General features: G+C 67.4%; 18 protein-coding genes. 13 read left to right on the top strand and 5 right to left on the bottom strand.

Annotation, left to right across the window (positions count from 1 at the left end):
• Window positions 1–18: 18 nt before the first annotated feature.
• On the bottom strand, window positions 19–1,218 hold the full coding sequence (locus RXV79_RS20375) for a hypothetical protein (RefSeq protein ID WP_316699935.1): 1,200 nt from the start codon (window positions 1,216–1,218) through the stop codon (window positions 19–21).
• A gap of 42 nt (window positions 1,219–1,260) precedes the next feature.
• Window positions 1,261–2,655: an undecaprenyl-phosphate glucose phosphotransferase gene (locus tag RXV79_RS20370; RefSeq protein WP_316699934.1), complete on the bottom strand. Its 1,395-nt coding sequence runs from the start codon at window positions 2,653–2,655 to the stop codon at window positions 1,261–1,263.
• Window positions 2,656–2,892: 237 nt separating this feature from the next.
• Here RXV79_RS20370 and RXV79_RS20365 point away from each other — a divergent pair, with 237 nt between their 5' ends.
• From RXV79_RS20365 to clsB, 9 genes are all read left to right on the top strand, one after another.
• Window positions 2,893–3,438, top strand: a complete 546-nt coding sequence (locus tag RXV79_RS20365; RefSeq protein ID WP_316699933.1) for a hypothetical protein — start codon at window positions 2,893–2,895, stop codon at window positions 3,436–3,438.
• A complete protein-coding gene (ubiB, locus tag RXV79_RS20360) occupies window positions 3,435–4,988 on the top strand; it encodes a ubiquinone biosynthesis regulatory protein kinase UbiB (RefSeq protein WP_316699932.1) in 1,554 nt (517 codons plus the stop codon). The genes RXV79_RS20365 and ubiB overlap by 4 nt, the downstream gene beginning before the upstream one ends.
• Window positions 4,989–5,084: 96 nt before the next feature.
• A complete protein-coding gene (locus tag RXV79_RS20355; protein ID WP_316699931.1) occupies window positions 5,085–6,536 on the top strand; it encodes a high affinity choline transporter 1 in 1,452 nt (483 codons plus the stop codon).
• A 90-nt stretch (window positions 6,537–6,626) separates the two neighbouring features.
• Window positions 6,627–6,947 carry an FmdB family zinc ribbon protein gene (locus RXV79_RS20350; RefSeq protein WP_316699930.1) on the top strand — a complete coding sequence of 107 codons (321 nt, stop codon included), beginning with the start codon at window positions 6,627–6,629 and terminating at the stop codon, window positions 6,945–6,947.
• A gap of 26 nt (window positions 6,948–6,973) precedes the next feature.
• On the top strand, window positions 6,974–7,627 hold the full coding sequence (locus RXV79_RS20345; RefSeq protein WP_316699929.1) for a DUF502 domain-containing protein: 654 nt from the start codon (window positions 6,974–6,976) through the stop codon (window positions 7,625–7,627).
• Window positions 7,628–7,723: 96 nt separating this feature from the next.
• On the top strand, window positions 7,724–9,520 hold the full coding sequence (gene aspS / locus RXV79_RS20340) for an aspartate--tRNA ligase (protein ID WP_316699928.1): 1,797 nt from the start codon (window positions 7,724–7,726) through the stop codon (window positions 9,518–9,520).
• Window positions 9,521–9,594: 74 nt separating this feature from the next.
• Complete coding sequence (gene nudB / locus RXV79_RS20335) at window positions 9,595–10,062, top strand: dihydroneopterin triphosphate diphosphatase (RefSeq protein ID WP_316699927.1); 468 nt, start codon at window positions 9,595–9,597, stop codon at window positions 10,060–10,062.
• Window positions 10,063–10,074: 12 nt separating this feature from the next.
• Window positions 10,075–10,860 (top strand): endonuclease/exonuclease/phosphatase family protein, encoded by a 786-nt coding sequence (locus RXV79_RS20330; protein ID WP_316699926.1) that lies wholly within the window; start codon window positions 10,075–10,077, stop codon window positions 10,858–10,860.
• Window positions 10,860–12,164 (top strand): cardiolipin synthase ClsB, encoded by a 1,305-nt coding sequence (gene clsB / locus RXV79_RS20325; protein WP_316699925.1) that lies wholly within the window; start codon window positions 10,860–10,862, stop codon window positions 12,162–12,164. The genes RXV79_RS20330 and clsB overlap by 1 nt, the downstream gene beginning before the upstream one ends.
• Before the next feature lie 12 nt (window positions 12,165–12,176).
• Here clsB and RXV79_RS20320 read toward each other — a convergent pair whose 3' ends face one another.
• On the bottom strand, window positions 12,177–12,785 hold the full coding sequence (locus RXV79_RS20320; RefSeq protein WP_316699924.1) for a hypothetical protein: 609 nt from the start codon (window positions 12,783–12,785) through the stop codon (window positions 12,177–12,179).
• A 149-nt stretch (window positions 12,786–12,934) separates the two neighbouring features.
• Between RXV79_RS20320 and RXV79_RS20315 the strand changes: the two genes are divergently transcribed.
• Entirely contained in the window at window positions 12,935–14,056 is a 1,122-nt protein-coding gene (locus RXV79_RS20315; RefSeq protein ID WP_316699923.1) for a ligase-associated DNA damage response exonuclease, read from the top strand.
• Window positions 14,053–15,738, top strand: coding sequence for an ATP-dependent DNA ligase (locus RXV79_RS20310; protein WP_316699922.1), 1,686 nt, complete (start codon window positions 14,053–14,055; stop codon window positions 15,736–15,738). Before RXV79_RS20315 ends, RXV79_RS20310 begins: the two co-directional genes overlap by 4 nt.
• Here RXV79_RS20310 and RXV79_RS20305 read toward each other — a convergent pair whose 3' ends face one another.
• Complete coding sequence (locus RXV79_RS20305) at window positions 15,739–17,292, bottom strand: methyl-accepting chemotaxis protein (RefSeq protein WP_316699921.1); 1,554 nt, start codon at window positions 17,290–17,292, stop codon at window positions 15,739–15,741.
• A 216-nt stretch (window positions 17,293–17,508) separates the two neighbouring features.
• On the opposite strand from RXV79_RS20305, the gene RXV79_RS20300 reads away from it, so the two are divergent.
• On the top strand, window positions 17,509–18,201 hold the full coding sequence (locus tag RXV79_RS20300) for a response regulator transcription factor (RefSeq protein ID WP_316699920.1): 693 nt from the start codon (window positions 17,509–17,511) through the stop codon (window positions 18,199–18,201).
• A 7-nt stretch (window positions 18,202–18,208) separates the two neighbouring features.
• Here RXV79_RS20300 and RXV79_RS20295 read toward each other — a convergent pair whose 3' ends face one another.
• Complete coding sequence (locus RXV79_RS20295) at window positions 18,209–19,339, bottom strand: sensor histidine kinase (RefSeq protein ID WP_316699919.1); 1,131 nt, start codon at window positions 19,337–19,339, stop codon at window positions 18,209–18,211.
• 133 nt (window positions 19,340–19,472) lie between these two features.
• Here RXV79_RS20295 and gorA point away from each other — a divergent pair, with 133 nt between their 5' ends.
• Entirely contained in the window at window positions 19,473–20,873 is a 1,401-nt protein-coding gene (gene gorA, locus RXV79_RS20290) for a glutathione-disulfide reductase (RefSeq protein ID WP_316699918.1), read from the top strand.
• The last annotated feature ends 8 nt before the right edge of the window (window positions 20,874–20,881 follow it).

Raw genomic sequence — 20,881 nt, 5'->3', positions numbered from 1 at the left:
GATTGTTGCCCGAGCGCGTTACCGGAAGGTCAATTCACCGGTGCACCCTGTGATGGTCACCTCATAGGCGGTGGTGCCGCCAATGCTGCGGTCCTCGCGGCCCACGCTGCAGCGCAACGCCACGCTGCGGGTGGGCAGGTAGCTGAAGCCGACGCCGTAGCCTCGGAAGGTCTCGCTTCCGGAGCTGCCGAGGGTGCCTTTGCGCTGACGCAGGTTGCCGTTCAGGGAAATCTTGCCGGTGAGTTCGTACTGGCCATCCAGAGCAAACGTGGTGCCAAGCCGTGTGGAGTCGACGGCAACGCCATCGGTCGAACCGTCTCCCGCCGTCGCGGTGGAGAAGGTGCTCTCTCTGCCGGTGTCGCGCGTGGCCGAGAGGTTGAAGCTGAATCGGCCGGTCGGGCGGTAGCTCCAGCTCAGGGCGCCGGTGGTTTCGGAGATGTCGGTCGCGGTGGCGAGCGAGTGCGTCTCCTTGGTGGCGCTCAGTCGCGCATTGAAGGTGCTGAAGCTGCCGGTGGCGTAGGTGGCGGTCAGGTCGATGTCGCGCCGCCTTGTCTCGTCGACCGGCACCGTCTGCTGCTCGCCCCGGCTCGCGCGCACGCCAGCGCCGAGCGTGAGCTTGCCGCCCACGGCCCAGCGCACCCCCGCGCTCACCGTGTCTTGCGTGAAGTCGCGGTCACTGGCGGACGCCACCTCCAGCAGGCGGTGGTCGTAGCCGATGTCCAGGGTCACTTGCGAGGGCAGCCCGTAGCGCGCAGTGGCGGCGAACTGCTGGCTCTGCTGGTCGCTGACGAAGATGCCCCCGGCGCCGGTGGAGAACGTTGCCAGGTTGTTGCGTGCGATGTAGCGCAGCGTGCCGGAAAGCGTTTCGATGGTTTCCCAATCCAGGCCGCCCGTGACCGCGTAGCTCTTGTTGTTCAGTCCAGAAATTTCCTGGTACCGGTTCACCTGAGCGTCGACATCGGCAAAAACGCGCTGCCGGCCGAACCGCAGGTTCACGCCGCCGAGCACGCCGTAGCTCAGATAGCTGTCGGCCACCTCGCTGCCGGGTCGCGTCCGGTTGACGTTGGAGTCGTGCGTGTAGCCCAGGCTGGCGCCGATGTAGTACGGGCTAGCGTCTGTCGTGGTCTGGGCGCCCGCCGGGGTGACCACCGCGAGGCAGCCGATTGAGATCGCCAGGCGAAAGATGGCACCACGGTCAATTCTTGGGGTTCTGTTCATGATGGCTCCGAGGCGGGACACGCGCCCCGAAGAGACGGGCGCTCAATACGCGTTGCGGTCGAAGAAGACGAGCCGGATGGTACGCACAATGATCTGCAGGTCGAGCGCTAGCGACCAGTTGCGCAGGTACTCCAGGTCGTACTCGACGCGGGCCTGCATCTTGTCGACCGTGTCGGTCTCGCCGCGCTGGCCGTTCACCTGGGCCCAGCCGGTGATGCCGGGCTTCACCTTGTGGCGCACCATGTATGCCTTGACGATGCGACGGTACTCCTCGTTGTGCGCGATCGCATGCGGCCGCGGGCCGACGATGCTCATGCGGCCTTGCAGCACGTTGAAGAACTGCGGCAGCTCGTCGAGCGAGGTCTTGCGGATGAAGGCGCCGAAGGGGGTGATGCGCGCGTCGCCCTTGGTGGCCTGCTTGACGACCGCGCCGTTGTCCTGCGTGGTCATCGAGCGGAACTTGTAGACCATGATGTCTTCGCCATCGAGGCCGGTGCGCCGCTGCTTGAAGATCACCGGGCCGGGCGAGCTCAGCTTCACCCCGATGGCGATCGCCAGCAGGATGGGCGAGATCAGCACCAGGATGATCGACGCCAGCACCACGTCGCTCACGCGCTTGACGAGCTCGTTGGTGCCGGTGAAGGGGGTTTCGCAGATGCCGACGATGGGCAGGCCGTTCATGTCCTGCAGGCGGCCCTGGATGATGCTGATGCCGAAGATGTCGGGCACGAAGAAGAGCGAGGCGGTGGTGTCCTGCATCTGCTCGAGCAGCTCGACGATGCGCGGCTGCGAGCCGAGCGGCAGCGTGATGAAGACCTCATGGATGCCTTGGCGGCGGATGAAGTCGGCCACGTCTTTCAGGCCACCCTTGACCTGGTCCATCGCCAGGCCGTCGACGCGCGCGTCGGCGCGGTCGTCGAAGTAGCCGAGGAAGTCGACGCCCTTGTCTTCGCTCAGCGTGAGGGCGCGCATGACCTTCACGCCCTGCGGCCCGGCACCGATCACGATGGCGCGGCGGCGCGCTTCCGGCTGAGAGAGCTGGTGCAGCACCACGCGGCGCCCCACCCACACCCCCAGCCACTGCACGATGGGGGTGGCGACGACCCAGATGACGAGGGCCTGCTGCTCGAAGTAGCTCAGGCTGCGGGTCACGTAGCCGCACAGCAGTAGCACGCCCATGAGCACCACCCATGACGACACGATGTCGACGCCGGCGGCGATCAGGTTCTGGCGAAAGCGGTTGTGGCCGGGGAAGGTCAGCGCGAAGACGAGCAGGCACAGCACGAGTTCGGGCCGCCCGATGAACGCGTCGAGGTAGAGATTGGCACCGAGGAAGGTGAGGACGGTGATCGTCGGCTCGAGGAACGCAGCCGCGAGCGAGGTCACCGATTGCGGAGCGCTGTAGAACGTTCGCTTGTACGGTCGGTCTTCAAACATTGCTACGGGTTGGTCCACGAGGCGGGGCCTCCATCCAGGTGTCTCGACCGAGGGGTTTTGACCGCAGGAATTCTCACCCAAGACCTGTGACCGACCGGACCCGCAAGTGTGGGGGGACATTCGTTTTAGGGAGGTGTCGATGCGTTGAATGCGTCACGGATCGAGGCCCCGGAAAGGCGCGTTGGATGGCCTTGTGGCGCTGTCGGTGTGACAGAACCCCGCCCCTACAATTCCCCGATGTCTACCCCCTTCGACACCCCTCTCGGGGCGCGCTTTTCCGCGTTGCTGGGCACAGCCGCGATGGAGCGCATCACCTTGCTGCTCAACCATGTGGTCGCGGCCGAGACCGTGGCGACCGAGCGGCTGAAAGCCCACAGTGGGCGCAGCCTGCAATTGGCGTGGACCGGTTGGCCGCAGCTCCTGCCGCCGCCGCCCGTGGTGGCCTTCACCATCACGCCAGCGGGGCTGTTCGAGTGGTGTGGTGAGCAGGTGCCGGCGCAGCCCGACCTGCGCGTGAGCATCGATGCGTCGAACCCGCTGAAGCTGGCCGGCCTGTGGCTGACCGGCGAACGCCCGCAGGTCGTGATCGAGGGGGACTCCGCGCTTGCGTCCGACGTGAACTGGCTCATCGACAACCTGCGCTGGGACATCGAGGACGATGTCGCCCGCGTGATCGGCCAGGCGCCGGCGCATGAACTCTCGCGTGCCGCCTCGGCCATCTCGGCCGGCTTCCGCGAAGCGGTGCGCGTCCTGCAGGGGTTTGTGTCGCGCCCGCCCCGATGAGGCATCTCTTCCGGCTGGTCTTCATCGTCTTCACCGTCCTGCGCTTCGGCCTGGACGAGTTGGCGCTCTCGGGCTTCAAGCAGCGCTGGGTGCGCGCGCTGGTGCGGGTGATGACGCTCGGCCGGCGCCTCGACGCGCCACCTGGCCGCCGCCTGCGCGAGGCGCTCGAGCGGCTGGGGCCGATCTTCGTGAAGTTCGGGCAGGTGCTGTCGACCCGGCGCGACCTGTTGCCGCCCGAGGTGGCCGATGAGCTGGCCCGGCTGCAGGACCGGGTCCCGCCCTTTCCGGCGCCGGTGGCGCGTGCGCTGGTCGAGAAGGCCTATGGCCTTCCGATCGAGTCGGTCTTTGCGAGCTTCGAGGCGGAGCCGGTGGCGAGCGCCTCGATAGCCCAGGTGCACTTCGCAACCTTGAAAGACGGCCGCGAAGTCGCCGTGAAGGTGCTGCGCCCCGGCATGCTGGCGGTGATCGACGACGACCTGTCGCTGCTGCGCACGCTGGCGCGCTGGGTCGAGCGGCTGTCGGCCGACGGCAAGCGGCTCAAGCCCCGCGAGGTGGTGGCCGAGTTCGACAAGTACCTGCACGACGAGCTCGATCTCGTGCGCGAGGCGGCCAACGCGGCGCAGCTTCGCCGCAACATGGAGGGCCTGGACCTCGTGCTCGTGCCCGAGATGGTGTGGGACCTGTGCACCTCGGGTGTCATCGTGATGGAGCGCATGTACGGCGTGCCCATCAGCCAGACGCAGCGCCTGCGCGAGGCCGGCGTCGACATCAAGAAGCTGGCGCGCGATGGCGTCACGATCTTCTTCACGCAGGTGTTCCGCGACGGCTTCTTCCACGCCGACATGCACCCCGGCAACATCCAGGTGAGCGTCGACCGGGCGACCTTCGGCCGCTACATCGCGCTCGACTTCGGCATCATGGGCACGCTGACCGAGGTCGACAAGGACTACCTCGCCCAGAACTTTATCGCCTTCTTCCGCCGCGACTACAAGCGTGTCGCCGAGCTGCATCTGGAATCGGGCTGGGTGCCGCCGGGCACACGCGTCGACGAGCTCGAAGGGGCGATCCGCGCGGTGTGCGAGCCGCACTTCGACCGGCCGCTGAAGGACATCTCGCTCGGCCAGGTGCTGCTGCGTCTCTTCCAGACCTCGCGCCGCTTCAACGTCGAGATCCAGCCGCAGCTGGTGCTCCTGCAGAAGACGCTGCTCAACATCGAGGGCCTGGGCCGCCAGCTCGACCCCGAACTCGACCTCTGGAGCACCGCCAAGCCCTTCCTCGAGCGCTGGATGAACGAGCAGATCGGCTGGCGCGGGCTGGTCGAGCGCCTCAAGAAGGAAGCACCGCATTGGGCGCAGATCGTGCCCGAGCTGCCGCGCCTGGTGCACCACGCCTTGCAGCAGCGCGGGCAGGGCGCCGATGCGCGCTTGGTCGAGACCCTCCTGGCCGAGCAGCGCCACACCAACCACCTGCTGCGGGTGCTGATCTACGGCGGGCTCGGTTTTGCCGTCGGGGTGATCGCGACGGTGGCTCTGCGCTGGTCCGCCGGGTGAACGGGCGCATTTCGCCTGCCTGGAACAGATAATGCACGCCGGCCGCCCGGGGCGGGCGCCGCCTATCAGCCAACACGATCCGCGAGCCAAGGTCGAATGAACACCACTCTCATTTCCTTTGTCGTGCTGTACCTCCTGGGCACCCTGGCGCTTGGCGTCTGGGCCGGCACCCGCATCAAGAACACCACCGACTTCGCCATCGCCGGGCGCAGCCTGCCGCTGATCATGGTGGTCACCACCACCTTCGCCACCTGGTTCGGTGCCGAGACGGTCATGGGCATCCCGGCCAAGTTCGTGCAGAGCGGGCTGGGGGCGATCGTCGAAGACCCGTTTGGCGCCGGCACCTGCCTGATCCTCGTGGGCGTCTTCTTCGCCGCCAAGCTCTACAAGCAGAACCTGCTCACCATCGGCGACTTCTACCGCCAGCGCTACGGCAAGGGCATCGAGGTCTTCTGTTCGGTGGCGATCATCCTGAGCTACCTGGGCTGGGTGGCTGCGCAGATCACCGCGCTCGGCCTCGTGTTCAGCGTGCTCACCAACGGGGCCATGAGCGAGACCGCCGGCATGATCGTGGGCACCCTGGCGGTGCTGATCTACGTGGTGGTCGGTGGCTTCCTCGCCGTTGCGTGGACCGACTTCATCCAGATGATCGTGCTGGTGGTCGGCCTGTCGATCATCGCCATCTTCGCGAGCGACCTCGCGGGTGGTTCCGACAAGGTGCTGGCGCTGGCGAGCCAGAAGGATCTGTGGAACTTCCTGCCGCCGCCCACCTTCACCGAGATCGCGATGTTCGTCGGGGCCGGGCTCACGATGATGCTCGGGAGCATCCCGCAGCAAGACGTCTTCCAGCGCGTGATGTCGGCCAAGAACGCCAACACCGCCCGCAACGGCGCCATGATCGGCGGCTTCAGCTACATCCTCTTCGCCTTCGTGCCGATGTTCATCGTGCTGAGCGCCGTGGTGGTGATGGGCGACAGCGCCCTCGAGATGGCGAAGAACGACTACCAGCGCCTGTTGCCGACCTTCGTGCTCACCAAGATGCCGCTGATCATGCAGATCATCTTCTTCGGCGCGCTGCTGTCGGCCATCAAGAGCACCTCGTCGGCCACGCTGCTCGCCCCGAGCACGAGCTTCGTCGAGAACATCATGAAGAACCTGCGCCCCGGCATGAGCGACCGCGAGCAGCTCTTCGCCATGCGCGCCACCATCGTCGCCTTCGCCGGCCTGGTGCTGGCCTACGCGATCGCGATGAAGGGCACGCCGATCTACGACCTCGTCTCGGCGGCGTACCAGGTCACGCTGGTCGGCGCATTCGTGCCGCTGGTCTTCGGCCTGTACTGGAAGCGCGCCACCACGCAGGGGGCGATCAGCTCGGTGGCGGCCGGCATCGCGGTCTGGATCGTCTTCTTTCCGCAGATCTCGACTTTCGGCGAAGCCTTCCCCGGCCAGCTGGCGGGTTTGCTGGCGGCCATCGTGGGCATGGTCGTCGGCTCGTTGGCGCCGCAGGTTCTCAAGAACCGTCACGAAGCTCGCCAGGCTGTGGCTTGAAGCACTGAAACGCGGCCCTACATAGGCCCCGCACGCCGCCCGCCGGCGTGCGCCACCTATAATTTCCCGTTTTGAATCAAGGGTTTAGCCATGCCCATCTACGCCTATCGGTGTGAGGCCTGCGGCCACGCCAAGGACGTGCTGCAGAAGATCTCCGACCCCGTGCTCAGCACCTGCCCGTCCTGCGGGGCCTCGGCCTTCAAGAAACAAGTGACCGCTGCCGGCTTCCAGCTCAAGGGCTCCGGCTGGTACGTGACCGACTTCCGCGGCGGCAACAACGGCGCGGCCGCCGCCGGCGACGGCAAGTCGTCGTCGACCGCATCGGAATCGACGTCGTCCGAGCCCGCCAAGACCGAAGCCACCCCCGCACCCGCACCGGCCGCCAGCGCTCCCGCCGCCGACACGCCCTGACCGCCAGACCCCTCCCAAGGAACCATGTGAAGAAATACCTGATCGCGGGCCTGCTGGTCTGGCTGCCGCTGGCCATCACGATCTGGGTCCTGCATTCGGTGCTCGGCCTGATGGACGACGTGTTCGGTGCGCTCATCTCCGGCACCCAGGCCGTGCTGCCGGCCGCCGCGCACGAGTCGCTCGAAGCGCTACGCAAGATCCCTGGGCTGGGCGTGGTGGTGATGATTGCCGGCCTGCTGCTCACCGGCGTCTTCGCGGCCAACATCTTCGGCCAGTGGGCGCTCACGCGGGCCAACCTGCTGCTGATCAAAATCCCCATCGTCAAGTCGATCTACAGCTCGGTGAAGCAGGTGTCGGACACCCTGTTCTCCAGCAGCGGCAACGCCTTCCGCGAAGCCGTGCTGGTGCAGTACCCGCGCCAGGGCTCGTGGACCATCGCCTTCGTCACCGGCAAGCCGGGCGGCGAGGCGGCCATCCACCTGTCGGGCGACTATCTGAGCGTGTACGTGCCGACCACGCCCAACCCCACTTCGGGCTTCTTCCTCATGGTGCCGCGCAGCGACGTGATCGTGCTCGGCATGAGCGTCGACGAAGCGCTCAAGTACGTCATTTCCATGGGTGTGGTGGCCCCGCCGCTGCCGGTGCCTGCGGCCGAGCCGGCGCGAAATCTGCCGGGCTGATCGGCCTGGCTTCCGGTTAGCCCATTCGCACCTAGCGCCTACACCGTTGCACGCCCCGTCGGGCGTCGCACAATCCCTTTTTTCGGAGCCAAGAACATGAGAACAACCTACTGCGGCCTGGTCAGCGAAGCGCTCCTCGGCCAGACCGTGACCCTGATGGGCTGGGCCCACCGCCGCCGCGACCACGGCGGCGTGATCTTCATCGACCTGCGCGACCGTGAAGGCCTCGTCCAGATCGTTTGCGACCCCGACCGTGCCGAGACCTTCAAGGTCGCCGAGGGCGTGCGCAACGAGTTCTGCCTCAAGATGGTCGGCAAGGTGCGCCCGCGCCCGGCCGGCACCGAGAACGCCAACCTCACGAGCGGCAAGGTCGAGATCCTCTGCCACGAGCTCGAGGTGCTGAACCCGAGCATCACGCCGCCGTTCCAGCTCGACGACGACAACCTGTCGGAGACCACGCGCCTCACGCACCGCGTGCTCGACCTGCGCCGCCCGGTCATGCAGAAGAACATGATCCTGCGCTACCGCGTGGCGATGGAGGTGCGCAAGTTCCTCGATGCCAATGGCTTCATCGACATCGAGACGCCCATGCTCACCAAGAGCACGCCCGAAGGCGCGCGCGACTACCTGGTGCCCAGCCGCGTCAACGAAGGCATGTTCTTCGCGCTGCCGCAGTCGCCCCAGCTCTTCAAGCAACTGCTGATGGTGGCCGGCTTCGACCGCTACTACCAGATCACCAAGTGCTTCCGCGACGAAGACCTGCGCGCCGACCGCCAGCCCGAGTTCACCCAGATCGATATCGAGACCAGCTTCCTCAACGAGGAAGAGATCCGCGGCATGTTCGAAGGCATGATCCGCACGGTCTTCCGCAGCACCATCGGTGTCGACCTGCCGGGCTACCCGGTGATGACGTATGCCGACGCGATGTACCGCTTCGGCTCCGACAAGCCCGACCTGCGCGTGAAGCTCGAGTTCACCGAGTTGACCGACGTGATGAAGGACGTCGACTTCAAGGTCTTCTCCGGCCCCGCCAACGCGAAGGACGGCCGCGTGGTCGCCCTGCGCGTGCCGGGTGGCGGCGAGATGAGCCGCGGCGAGATCGACGCCTACACCGAGTTCGTGAAGATCTACGGCGCCAAGGGCCTCGCCTGGATCAAGGTGAATGACGCCGGCAAGGGCCGCGAAGGCCTGCAGTCGCCGATCGTGAAGAACATCCACGACGCCGCCATCGCCGAGATCATCGCGCGCACCGGCGCGCGCAACGGCGACCTGATCTTCTTCGGTGCCGACAAGGCCAAGGTCGTGAACGACGCCATCGGCGGCCTGCGCATCAAGGTCGGCCACAGCGAGTTCGGCAAGAAGAACGGCCTCTTCGAGGACAAGTGGGCACCGCTGTGGGTGGTCGACTTCCCGATGTTCGAGTACGACGACGAAGGCGAGCGCTGGAACGCGGTGCACCACCCGTTCACCTCGCCGAAAGACGGCCATGAGGACTACATGGACAGCGACCCCGGCAAGTGCATCGCCAAGGCCTACGACATGGTGCTCAACGGCTGGGAACTGGGCGGCGGCTCGATCCGTATCCACCGCGCCGAGGTGCAGAGCAAGGTCTTCAGCGCGCTGAAGATCGGCCCGGAAGAGGCTCAGCTCAAGTTCGGCTTCCTGCTCGACGCGCTGCAGTACGGCGCTCCGCCGCACGGTGGCCTGGCCTTCGGCCTCGACCGCCTGGTGACGCTCATGACCAAGGCCGAGTCGATCCGCGACGTGATCGCCTTCCCGAAGACCCAGCGCGCGCAAGACCTGCTCACGCATGCGCCGAGCCCGGTCGACGAGAAGCAGCTGCGCGAGCTGCACATCCGCCTGCGCAACCCGCAGGTGGTGGCCGGCGGCTGATCTGCGGCAAGCGTGGCCCTCCGGTTGCGCTGGCATCATCGAGGGGCAGCGTTCGCTGCCCCTTTTTTCATGCCATGGACCTTCCCCGACCGCACAAGATCCCCGAGTCCGTGCTCGTCGTCATCCACACCGATGACCGGCAGGTGCTGCTGCTCGAGCGCGCCGACCGCCCCGGCTTCTGGCAAAGCGTGACCGGCTCGAAAGACCGCCTCGACGAGCCGCTCACCCAGACCGCCGTGCGCGAGGTCGGCGAAGAAACCGGCATCGCGATCGGCTCGCCCGAGGTGCCGCTTTCCAACCTGCGCGACTGGCAACTCAGCAACGTCTACGAGATCTACCCCGTGTGGCGGCATCGCTATGCGCCGGGCGTGACGCACAACACCGAGCATGTGTTCGGCCTCTTGGTGCCCGGTGGAACACCAGTTGCCCTCGCACCCCGTGAACACCTACGCTACCAGTGGCTGGACTGGCGGGAAGCCGCCGATCGGTGCTTCTCACCGTCCAATGCCGAGGCCATCCTGCAGCTGCCACAGTTCATCTGACGTGACGACGACATGACACGAGGCGCCAGCTCCATCACCCAGCACCCGAGCCACATCCTGCGCGTGGCCACCTACAACATCCACAAGGGCGTGCGTGGCATCGGCCCGCGCAAGCGGCTCGAGATCCACAACATCGGCCTGGGCATCGAAGCGCTCGATGCCGACCTCGTCTTTCTGCAGGAAGTGCGCAGCTTCAACAACGCCGAAGCGCGGCGCTTTCCCGACACCCACTTCGGCTGGCCACGGGTGCCGCAGGCCGACCACCTCGCACCCGAGGGCTACGACGTGGCCTACCGCACCAACGCCTACACCGCCGACGGCGAACACGGCAATGCCTTGCTCTCGCGCTGGCCACTCGACGAAGACATCGGCCACCACGACGTGTCGGACCACCGCTTCGAGCAGCGCGGCCTGCTGCACGTGAAGATCGACTGGCACGGGCAGGTGGTGCACGGCATCGTGGCGCACCTCGGTCTCATGCACTCCAGCCGCGTGCGCCAGATCGAGCGCATCGCGGCCTTCATCGCCAACCAGATCCCGCACCACGAGCCGGTGGTGCTGGCCGGCGACTTCAACGACTGGGGCGAAAAGCTCGACGTGCCCGTGCGCCAGATGGGCCTGCAGCGTGCCGAGCAGGGCGCCTCGCAGCGCACCTTCCCGTCGCGCGTGCCGCTCTTCTCGCTCGACCGCATCTACACCCGCGGATTCCGCTGCGCCGCCACCTTCGTGCCGCGTGGCAACGTGTGGGCGCGCATGTCCGACCACCTGCCGCTGGTGGCCGAGCTCGAACTGGCCTGATGGCGAACCCCAGCGCCGACGAGCAGCGCGCCGCCGCCGTGCGGGCTGCCCTGATGCGGGTGATCCACCCTGCGGTCTACAGCGGCGGCAACCGGGCGCGCCTGCTGCGCGGCGGCGATGCGCTCTTCCCGGCGATGGCGCATGCCATCGAGCAGGCCCGCCACGAGGTGTGGCTCGCGACCTACATCTACGACAACGTGGCGAGCGTTACCGCGCTCACGCAGGCGCTCGTCGAGGCCGCCGAGCGCGGCGTGCACGTGAAGCTCGTCGTCGATGGCTTCGGCTCGCGCGCCAACCTGCCCGAGTTGCGGCGTGCCTTGTGCGACGCCGGCGTGCAGCTCACCGTCTTCCGGCCGATGGACCGCTGGTGGGCCTGGCTGCAGCCGAGCCAGCTGCGCCGCCTGCACCAGAAGATCTGCGTGGTCGACGGTCGGGTGGCGTTCGTGGGTGGCATCAACCTGCTCGACGACTGCTACGACCAGGTGCATGGTTGGTCCGACCAACCCCGGCTCGACTTCGCCGTCGAGCTTGCCGGGCCCATCGTCGCGCCCATCGAGCAGGCGGTGCGCGCGCTCTGGACACGCGCCAACGTGGGCCGCAACTTCGCGAAGGAGATGGCAGCACTCGCGCGCAGTGCCGAGCCCGTCGCCCGCGCGCGCCGCCTGTTGCGCCGCCTGCGCATGCCCAAGGGGGTCAAGGCCGGCGAAGAGGTGGGTGACCTGCCGCCGGTGCGCGCCGCCTTCGTGATGCGCGACAACCTGCGCCAGCGCCGCGCCATCGAGCGCAGCTACATCCACGCCATCCGCAAGGCCAAGACGCGCGTCGACCTGATCTCGCCGTACTTCTATCCCGGCCGCGCCTTCATGCGCGTGCTGATCAACGCGGCGCGGCGCGGCGTGCAGGTGCGCCTGCTGCTGCAGGGCAAGATCGACTACCGCATCGCCGCGGTGGCGGCGCAGGCGCTCTACGACCAGCTGCTGAGCAACGGCGTGAAGGTGTACGAGTACACGCCGGCCTTCCTGCACGCCAAGGTGGGCCTCGTCGACGACGAGTGGGCCACGATCGGCAGCTCCAACATCGACCCGTTGTCGTTGCTGCTCAACCTCGAGGCCAACGTCGTGATCCGGGATGCGGCCTTCGTCAACACGCTGGCCGAGGAGTTCGACAACGCGGTGTCGGCGTCACGCGAGATCGACCCGGCGCATGCGCGGCGGGCCAGCTTGCGTGGCGTGCTGCGGCGCGGCTTCGTGGCATGGGTGGCGCACGTGTACCTTCGTGTGGCCGGCATCACCGGGCGGTACTGAGCGCGCGGCGCATCAGGGCGCGGAGGCGGCCTCCGCCTTCTCTTCTGCGCTCGGCTCGCGCTCGTTGCGCAAGGCCACGGCGAGCAGGGTCTTGAGCATCGGGTGGGTCATCGCCACGCCCACCTGCATGCGGCGATCGCCTTCGCGCTCGGTGGTGTAGAGCACGTCGAGCGTCAGCGCCTGGCCGTCGAGCTGGGTGACTTTCGCCAGCACCGGCATCTTCGCGATGCGCTCTGCCGAAGCCGCCGGCAGCTCGACGCGCGCCTTCGCCGAGCAGCCATACAGGTAAGACGCCTCGCGCAGGCCCACCGGGCGCTCGGCTGTCGGTGTCTTCGGCTCGAACAAGGCCTTGACCTCCGAGAGCTGCACGCTGTCGGGCTTCAAGGCGCTGGCCTTGATGCTGTTGAGGATCGGCTGGGTGCTGCTGCTCTGCCCATAGCTTTGCATCAGGCGCTCGCCCGAGGTCATGGGTTTGGCGAACTCGTTGAACTGCATCACGAGCAGCTTGCGCGCCAGCACTTGCACGTCTTCGTCGGTGCAGCCTCGCTCTTCGAGTGGCTTGTCGCAGGCGGTCAGGCAGAGCGAGGTGGCGAGCAGTGTGGCGAGTCCGGTCTTGGTCATGGTGGGGATCGATGTCGGCGCTTCGGTCGCCGTGAAAATGAAGCGGCGATTGTCGAAAGCCCCCGGCCTCGCGCCCCTCCCCCAGGAGTGGGGAAGAATTGCAAGGGTTTGCTTCAGCACCGCGGCCTGCCGTTTGCCGGCCTGAGCACATGAATGGCGACCTCATCGTCCAGCGCCCCGAAGGCCTCTACTGCCCAGCGGGCGACTTCTACATCGACCCGTGGCGGCCGGTGGCGCGCGCCGTCATCACGCATGCGCATGGCGACCACGCGCGCATGGGCAACGGCCACTACCTCGCCTCGCAGAAGTCCGAAGGCGTGCTGCGCTCGCGCCTGGGCGCCGACATCCAGCTGCAGACACTCGCCTACGGCGAGACGATCGACCACCACGGCGTGCGCCTGAGCCTGCACCCCGCCGGCCATGTGCTCGGCTCGGCGCAGGTGCGGCTCGAACACGGCGGCCAGGTGTGGGTGGCCTCGGGTGACTACTTCGTCTCCGGCGCGGAGGACCACAACACCACCTGCGAGCCCTTCGAGCCCGTGCGCTGCCACTGCTTCATCACCGAGTCGACCTTCGGCCTGCCGATCTACCGCTGGCAGCCGCAGCGCGAGGTGTTCGACGACATCGACCGCTGGTGGCAGCGCAACGCCGACGCGGGCCGCGCGAGCCTGCTGATGGGCTACAGCTTCGGCAAGGCGCAGCGCATCCTCGCGGGTGTCGACCCGGCCATCGGGCCGATCGTCACGCACGGTGCGGTTGACCCGCTGAACGAGGCCTACCGCGCGGCCGGTGTGGCGCTGCCGGCCACGCACCGCGTGACCGATCTCGACAAGGCCGCGCTGTCACGTGCGCTCGTCATCGCACCGCCCTCGGTACAGGGCTCCGCCTGGGCCCGCCGCTTCGGCGATGCGAGCGATGCCTTCGCCAGCGGCTGGATGCAGCTGCGCGGCGCACGCCGCCGTCGTGCCGTCGACCGCGGCTTCGTGCTGAGCGACCACGCCGACTGGCCGGGCCTGCAACGCGCCATCCGAGAGACCGGCGCCGAGCGGGTGATCGTGACCCACGGCTACGAGGCGATCATGGTGCGTTGGCTGCAGGAGCAGGGCTTGCAGGCCGAGGCTTTCGAGACCGAGTACGACGACGAGCGGGCCGACGTCGAGAAGCCCGCCGGTGGAGATGAGACCCCCGAGCCGCCGAGTACGGCGGCGGCCCCCCAGGGGGGCTCGGGAAACTTGGGGGCGGCCCGGCGTTTCCCCGAGAGCAACGAATGAAGCGATTCGCGCAACTCTTCAACGAGCTCGACGCGAGCACCGCGACCAACGCGAAGGTCGATGCCCTCAAGCGCTACTTCGACGAAGCGCCCGACGCCGATGCCGCCTGGGCCGTGTACTTTCTCTCCGGTGGCAAGCCACGGCAGGTGATCCCGACGGGCGTGCTGAGCGAGATGGCGCGCCGCCAGGCGGGCATCGAGCCCTGGCTCTTCGACGAGTGCTACCAGGCGGTGGGCGACCTCGCCGAGACGATCGCGCACGTGCTGCCGATGTCGATGCACACGAGCGATGTGGGCCTGGCCGAATGGGTCGAGCAACGCCTGCTGCCGCTGCGCACGGCCACGCCCGAGCAGCAGGCCGAGCGCATCGCCGGCTACTGGCGCGAGCTCGACGCCACGGGCCGCTTCCTGCTCACCAAACTCATCGGCGGTGGTTTTCGCGTGGGGGTGAGCAAGCTGCTGGTGCAGCGTGCGCTCGCCGCGCATGCGGGTCTCGACGCGAAGCTCGTGGCGCAGCGCATGATGGGCTACACCGACAAGACCGCGCGGCCCGATGCGGCGGGCTACAGGGCGCTGCTCGACCACGCGTCGGTGCAGGCGCCGAGCGGCTCGGGCCAGCCCTATCCCTTCTTCCTCGCGCATGCGCTCGAGCAGCCGCTGACGGAGTTCGACACGCGCCTCGGGCCGCCAAGCGACTGGCTCGTCGAATGGAAGTACGACGGCATCCGCGCGCAGGTGGTGCGCCGCGCCGGCAACATCTGGGTCTGGTCGCGTGGCGAAGAGCTCGTGACCGAGCGCTTCCCAGAGGTGATGGCCATCGCCGGCCAGTGGCCCGACGGCACGGTGGTCGATGGCGAGATCCTCGTGTGGAAGGATGGCAAGCCGGCACCGTTCAACCTCTTGCAGCAGCGCATCGGCCGCAAGCTGCTCGGCAAGAAGATCCTCGCCGAGGCCCCGGTGAGCTTCATGGCCTACGACCTGCTGGAGTGGCAGGGCGAAGACATCCGCAGCTGGCCGCAGCACCGGCGCCGCGAGGCCTTGCTGGCGCTGCCGGGGCTGATGGTGTCGCCGACCGTCGAGCGCCGCACCTGGGCTGAACTCGAAGAGGTGAGACAGGAGTCGCGCGCCCGCGGTGTCGAAGGCTTCATGCTCAAGCACCGCGACGCCCGCTACGGCAGCGGCCGCACCAAGGCAGATGGCACCTGGTGGAAGTGGAAGATTGCGCCGCTCTCGGTCGATTGCGTGCTCATCTACGCCCAGGCCGGCCACGGCCGCCGTGCCAGCGTCTACACCGACTACACCTTCGCGGTGTGGAACCGCCAGCCGGCCGATGCGGAAGAGGCGAAGGCCGTGCTCGACGCCATCGAGCGGCGCGAGCCCGCCCAGCCCGACGGCCTGCAGCTCGTGCCCTTCGCCAAGGCCTACTCCGGTCTCACCGACGAGGAGTTTCGTGACGTCGACCGTGTGATCCGCGCCACCACGCTCGAGAAGTTCGGCCCGGTGCGCAGCGTCAGGCCCAGCATGGTGTTCGAACTCGGTTTCGAAGGCATCAACCGCAGCACCCGCCACAAGAGCGGCATCGCGGTGCGATTCCCCCGCATGCTGCGCGTCCGTTCCGACAAGCCGCTGCACGAAGCCGACACGCTGGCGACACTGCAAGCCTTGATGAGCCACAGCGACTGATCAGACCGTCTTGTCGTACACCTTGATGGCTTCCACAAGACGGTGCGCCTGCCATTTCATGCCTTCGGCGGCCGCAGAACTTTGCTCGACGAGCGCTGCGTTCTGCTGCGTCATCTGATCGAGTTGCCCGACCGCGGCATTGACCTGCGTGATGCCCGTGCTTTGCTCGGTGGTCGAGGAGCTGATCCCGCCGATCAGGTCGGACACCTGCTGCACCTGCGCCACGATTTCTTCCATCGTGCGTCCCGCGTCGTCGACGAGCTTCGCGCCGGCTTCCACCTTGTCGACGCTGTCGCCGATGAGGCTCTTGATCTCCTTGGCCGCCTCGGCACTGCGCTGCGCAAGGCTGCGCACTTCGGCCGCCACCACCGCAAACCCACGCCCCTGCTCGCCGGCACGTGCTGCTTCGACGGCGGCGTTGAGCGCGAGGATGTTGGTCTGGAACGCAATGCCGTCGATCACGCCGATGATGTCGGCGATCTTCTTGCTCGAGGTGCTGATCTTCTGCATGGTCTGCACCACGAGTTCGACCATGTCGCCGCCCTTGGCCGCGACGTCGCTCGCACTGCCTGCGAGCACGGTCGCCTGACGCGCGGTGTCGGCGTTCTTCGCCACGGTGGCCGTCATCTGCTCCATCGATGCCGCTGTCTGCTGAAGGTTGGAGGCGGCCTGCTCGGTGCGCGAGCTCAGCTCGCTGTTGCCTTGGGCAATTTCACCGCTGGCCGTCTGCAGGCCTGAAACCTGCTCGCTCACATCGTCGATGAGGGAGCGCAGGTTCAAGCCCGCCTGGTTGATGGCACGCAGGATGAGTCCGATCTCGTCGGCACGGTTCATGTCTGCGCTGGCCGCAGGCTGTCCGGCTGCCACTTCCAGGGCCTGCTTCAGCACCGACTGGAGGGGGCGGGCGATCTGCCGCTCGAGCCACATCGCCAGCAACGCCGTCATGCCCGCCGTGGCGCCGGAGAATCCGGCCAAGGCCGCGCCGCCCAGGCCGAAGCTCGCCGCCAGCGCGATGGCCGTGAGAAGCGCGGCCAGCAAGGTGCCGTGGAGCCGCCATCGCACGGGCATGAGCTGCAGCGCCGACGCCCACGCCATCGCGCCGGTGCGAACGATCAGGCCGCGGTGGAAGCGCCGGTTGCCGGCATGCCCTTCGCGAAACGCCCGATAGAGCGTCTCCGCGGTGTCGATCTCTGCGCGTGAAGGGGTCGTCCGAACGGACATGTAGCCGACCACCCGGCCATTGCGGCGCACCGGCGTGGCATTGGCGCGCACCCAGTAGTGGTCGCCGTTCTTGCGGCGGTTCTTCACCAGGCCCGTCCACGACTGGCCGGCCTTGAGCGTCTCCCACATGTCGGCAAAGGCCTGGGTGGGCATGTCGGGGTGGCGCACCTCGTTGTGCGGCTGGCCCATGAGCTCCTCTCGCTCGAACCCGCTGACCTGCAGGAACGCCGCGTTGCAGTAAGTGATGCGGCTGTCGCAGTCCGTCGTCGACATCAGCGTCACGTCGGGGCCGATGGGGTACTCGCGCTGGGTGATGGGGAGGTTGGTTCTCATACCTGTTCCGTTCATTGGAGGGCTTGCACAACAGGGATCGCCGTCTGAAGTTCATGACGGAGATCTTCTTGTCCACTGCTTATCGAACGAACAAGATCATCCTTAAGCGAATTTATTAGCTGTCAAGCGAATAAGGTGGGATAAAAGCCCCTGCTTTCAGTACCACCACTTGTGGCGGCCTGATTCAATCAACGCTGGCAAAGTGCAGTACAGACAATGCTTCCCGCCACCCTTGCTCTGGTCGACGACGACCTTGAATACACGGAATTCCTCTCGGAGCACCTGCGGGGCCTCGGCGTGCAGGTCGACGTCTTCCGGGACAGCGCTGACCTGCTGGTGCACCCCGAGCCTTATGCCTATGGGTTCTATGTTGTCGATCTGATGCTGCCCGGCGTAGATGGGGTGAACCTGATCAAGGTGCTGCGCCGCCGCACCGACGCCGGGATCCTGGTCGTGTCGGGCCGCCATGCGCCGGAGGTGTTCAAGGACATCATCGACGCGGGTGCCGACATGTACCTCGCCAAGCCGGTGCAGTTCGAGCAGGTCGCGCTGGCGATCGCCGCCGTGCAGCGCCGGGCGGGCAGCGTGAAGGCGGCGGACGCGGCTCAGTGGAAGCTCGATCGGCGCGCCAGCCAATTGGTCGCACCCGACGGATCACGGGTGGACTTGAGCGCGGCCGACCTGTCGGTGATGGAATGCTTCGTCGACGCCCAAGGCGAGGTCGTCAGTCGGGAGGTGCTGCTTCAGCGTCTCGGCCGGTCGATGAATGCCGAATCGGGCGGCGACGGCCTCAACGCGGTGATCTTTCGCTTGCGCAGGCGCGTGGAGCGGGCCACGCCAGCCGTGGTGCCACTGCAAACCAAGGCCCGGGTGGGCTACGTCTTTCGCGCTCCGCTTGTCGCGGTGTGACCCCGTATCAGTCTTGGGTGGACTGCGCGAGAACGAGGCGCATGGTGGTGCCCGTGGCGTCGGTCCTGGCCAGTTCGACGCTGCCGCCGTGCAGCTCCATCACCCGGCGCACGATGTAAAGACCCAGTCCGTGCCCTGAGGACCCGCTGCTGCCCTTGACGCCACGCTGGAACACACGCTGCGCGACCTGGGGCTCCAGCCCACCTCCCACGTCGCTCACCTCGATGACGAGCGCGAGCGGTTCGTCGGAATCGAGCAACCTTACCTGCACGGGCGCATGCGGCGGGCTGAACTTCAGTGCGTTCGAGAGCAGGTTTCTCAGCGCCAGGCGCATGAGGCCCATGTCCATCGAGGCGGTTCGCGTGGCAGTGAGTCGCTCCACGTGAATCCGGTCGCGCTCGCTCGCAGGCATGTCGGCGATGACGACCGACACCAGGGTGTCGATGTCGGTGTCGAGCCGGTCGGCAGGCTCCTGGCGCGCGAGCAGGGAGGCCACGGCCAGCGTGTTGTCGATGTTCGCCAGCACCTGGCTCATCACGGCCTGTGCGCGCGTGAGGCTGGTGGTGCCGAGCGTCTCGCCTGCAGCCCGCAGCGCGGCTGCGGCGCTCTGGATGGCGGCAGATGCATTGTTCAGCGGTTGCCGCACTTCGTGTGCGAGCACGTCCAGCATCTCGCTGCGCTCGGTGAGCAGGGCCTTGAGTTCGCGTGAGTGCTCTTCGGCCTGCGCGCGCAGTGCCTGCTCCTGGCGCAGCGCAGCCTGCACTTCCTTGAGCTGGGTCACCTCGGTGACCTGGACCATGAAGCCCCGAACGATGCCGTCCTGGATGTCGGGGATGTAGTTCGCCAGGCTGTGGCGCTTCACGCCGTCAGGCCCCGGCACGATCCGCTCGAAGAGCTGCTCTTCGCCTCGCAGTGCGCCGAGGATGTGGACTTCGTTCAAGGCGTAGAGCTCGGGGCCGAGCAGGTCGCGGATGGAGGTGCCGATCAGCTTGTCGGGATCGGCCCCGAACCAGGTCGTGTAGGCCCGGTTGGCGAATCGGCACAGGAGGTTGCGGTCCCAGTAGGCCAACATGGAAGGCACATGGTCCACCAGCAGGCGCATGTGGTACGCGAGATCGGGAGCAGGTCGGTCGGTCATGGTGTGTGGTGGCTGGGCGCCACGCGTGTTGATGCCATCGACAACCTTGGCATGGTGCACCCGAATGGGCCGGGTTCGACGCCGAACCGTCGGATTCGGTACCCTCGCCCCCGTATCAACCGGGGCCTGCGCCATGAGCAATTTCGACTGTGACCTGTTTGTGATCGGCGCCGGCAGCGGCGGTGTGCGTGCCGGCCGCATGGCCGCGCAGCGCGGCGCGCGCGTGGTGGTGGCCGAGGCCGGTGCACTGGGCGGCACCTGCGTCAACGTGGGCTGCATCCCGAAGAAGCTCTACAGCTACGCCGCGTACTTCGGCGAGTGGGCCGAACAATCGCACGGCTTCGGCTGGGTGGGCGAGGCCCCACGCTTCGACTGGGCCGTGCTCAAGCAGCGGCGCGCGGCCGAGATCAAGCGGCTCAACGGTGTCTACGAAGGGCTGTTGCACGGCGCCGGCGTGCAACTCTTGCGCGGCTGGGCGCGGGTGGTCGACGAGCACACCGTGGCCGTCGATTGCGCGGGCGGCGAGCAGCGCCTCACCGCGCAGCACATCCTGCTGGCCACCGGCGGCGCGCCGGAGAAGAGTGGCCTGCCCGGTGATGCGTGGGCCAAGAGTTCCGACGACATGTTCGACCTCGACCCCTTCCCGAAACGCCTGGTGGTGGTGGGCGGCGGCTACATCGCCTGCGAGTTCGCCTCGATCTTCCGCGGCCTGGGCGCCGAGGTGACGCTCGTGCACCGCGGCACGCACCTGCTGCGCGGCTTCGACCAGGAGATGGCGGTCTTCCTCACCGGCGAGATGCGCAAGAAGGGTGTGAAGGTGTGCCTGGAGACGACCGTCACCGAAGCCGAACGGCAAGGCGGTATTCAGCGCCTGCGCCTGAGCAACGGGCAGACCCTGGAGGCCGACGCGGTGCTGCACGCCACCGGCCGCCGTGCCCGCACCGAGGGCCTGGGGCTGGAGGCGCTGGGCATCGCGCTCAACAAGGACGGCACCGTGCCCGTCGACGACCGCTTGCAGACCCGTGTGCCGTCGATCCATGCGCTCGGCGACCTGGTGGGCCGCAAGGCGCTCACGCCGGTGGCGCTGGCCGAGGCGATGTACCTCGTGGACCGCCTCTTCGGGCCGGTGGCCGGCAAGCTCGTGCGTCAGCCCATCGACTACGACCTCGTGCCCACCGCCGTCTTCACCCACCCTAACGTGGGCACCGTCGGCCTGAGCGAAGAGGCCGCGCGCCGCGCCTACCCGAAGCTGCGCGTGTACCGCGCCGAGTTCAAGGCGCTGCAGCACACCCTTTCCGAGAGCACCGAGCGCACGCTGATGAAGCTGCTGGTCGACGACGCGAGCGACAGGGTCGTGGGCCTGCACATGGTCGGCCACGATGCGGGCGAAGTGGTGCAGGGCTTCGCGGTGGCGATGCAGGGCGGCCTCACCAAGGCGGTGTTCGACCGCACGCTCGGCATTCACCCGACGGGTGCGGAAGAGTTCGTCACCATGCGCGAGGTGTTGCGCGTGGTCGAGGCCGAGAAGCCCTGATCGGAGAC

It is taken from the genome of Piscinibacter gummiphilus, from assembly GCF_032681285.1.
GTDB lineage: Bacteria > Pseudomonadota > Gammaproteobacteria > Burkholderiales > Burkholderiaceae_C > Rhizobacter > Rhizobacter gummiphilus_A.
Note: the sequence above shows the minus strand (reverse complement) of the source record. Positions and strands in the feature narration are given on the sequence as shown.

Coding starts and splice junctions, on each gene's coding strand:
- RXV79_RS20330 (WP_316699926.1), top strand. CDS start 10,075: ATGACACGAGGCGCCAGCTCCATCACCCAGCACCCGAGCCACATCCTG.
- RXV79_RS20365 (WP_316699933.1), top strand. CDS start 2,893: ATGTCTACCCCCTTCGACACCCCTCTCGGGGCGCGCTTTTCCGCGTTG.
- nudB (WP_316699927.1), top strand. CDS start 9,595: ATGGACCTTCCCCGACCGCACAAGATCCCCGAGTCCGTGCTCGTCGTC.
- RXV79_RS20375 (WP_316699935.1), bottom strand. CDS start 1,218: ATGAACAGAACCCCAAGAATTGACCGTGGTGCCATCTTTCGCCTGGCG.
- ubiB (WP_316699932.1), top strand. CDS start 3,435: ATGAGGCATCTCTTCCGGCTGGTCTTCATCGTCTTCACCGTCCTGCGC.
- RXV79_RS20350 (WP_316699930.1), top strand. CDS start 6,627: ATGCCCATCTACGCCTATCGGTGTGAGGCCTGCGGCCACGCCAAGGAC.
- RXV79_RS20300 (WP_316699920.1), top strand. CDS start 17,509: ATGCTTCCCGCCACCCTTGCTCTGGTCGACGACGACCTTGAATACACG.
- clsB (WP_316699925.1), top strand. CDS start 10,860: ATGGCGAACCCCAGCGCCGACGAGCAGCGCGCCGCCGCCGTGCGGGCT.
- gorA (WP_316699918.1), top strand. CDS start 19,473: ATGAGCAATTTCGACTGTGACCTGTTTGTGATCGGCGCCGGCAGCGGC.
- RXV79_RS20315 (WP_316699923.1), top strand. CDS start 12,935: ATGAATGGCGACCTCATCGTCCAGCGCCCCGAAGGCCTCTACTGCCCA.
- RXV79_RS20355 (WP_316699931.1), top strand. CDS start 5,085: ATGAACACCACTCTCATTTCCTTTGTCGTGCTGTACCTCCTGGGCACC.
- RXV79_RS20310 (WP_316699922.1), top strand. CDS start 14,053: ATGAAGCGATTCGCGCAACTCTTCAACGAGCTCGACGCGAGCACCGCG.
- RXV79_RS20305 (WP_316699921.1), bottom strand. CDS start 17,292: ATGAGAACCAACCTCCCCATCACCCAGCGCGAGTACCCCATCGGCCCC.
- aspS (WP_316699928.1), top strand. CDS start 7,724: ATGAGAACAACCTACTGCGGCCTGGTCAGCGAAGCGCTCCTCGGCCAG.
- RXV79_RS20370 (WP_316699934.1), bottom strand. CDS start 2,655: ATGTTTGAAGACCGACCGTACAAGCGAACGTTCTACAGCGCTCCGCAA.
- RXV79_RS20295 (WP_316699919.1), bottom strand. CDS start 19,339: ATGACCGACCGACCTGCTCCCGATCTCGCGTACCACATGCGCCTGCTG.
- RXV79_RS20320 (WP_316699924.1), bottom strand. CDS start 12,785: ATGACCAAGACCGGACTCGCCACACTGCTCGCCACCTCGCTCTGCCTG.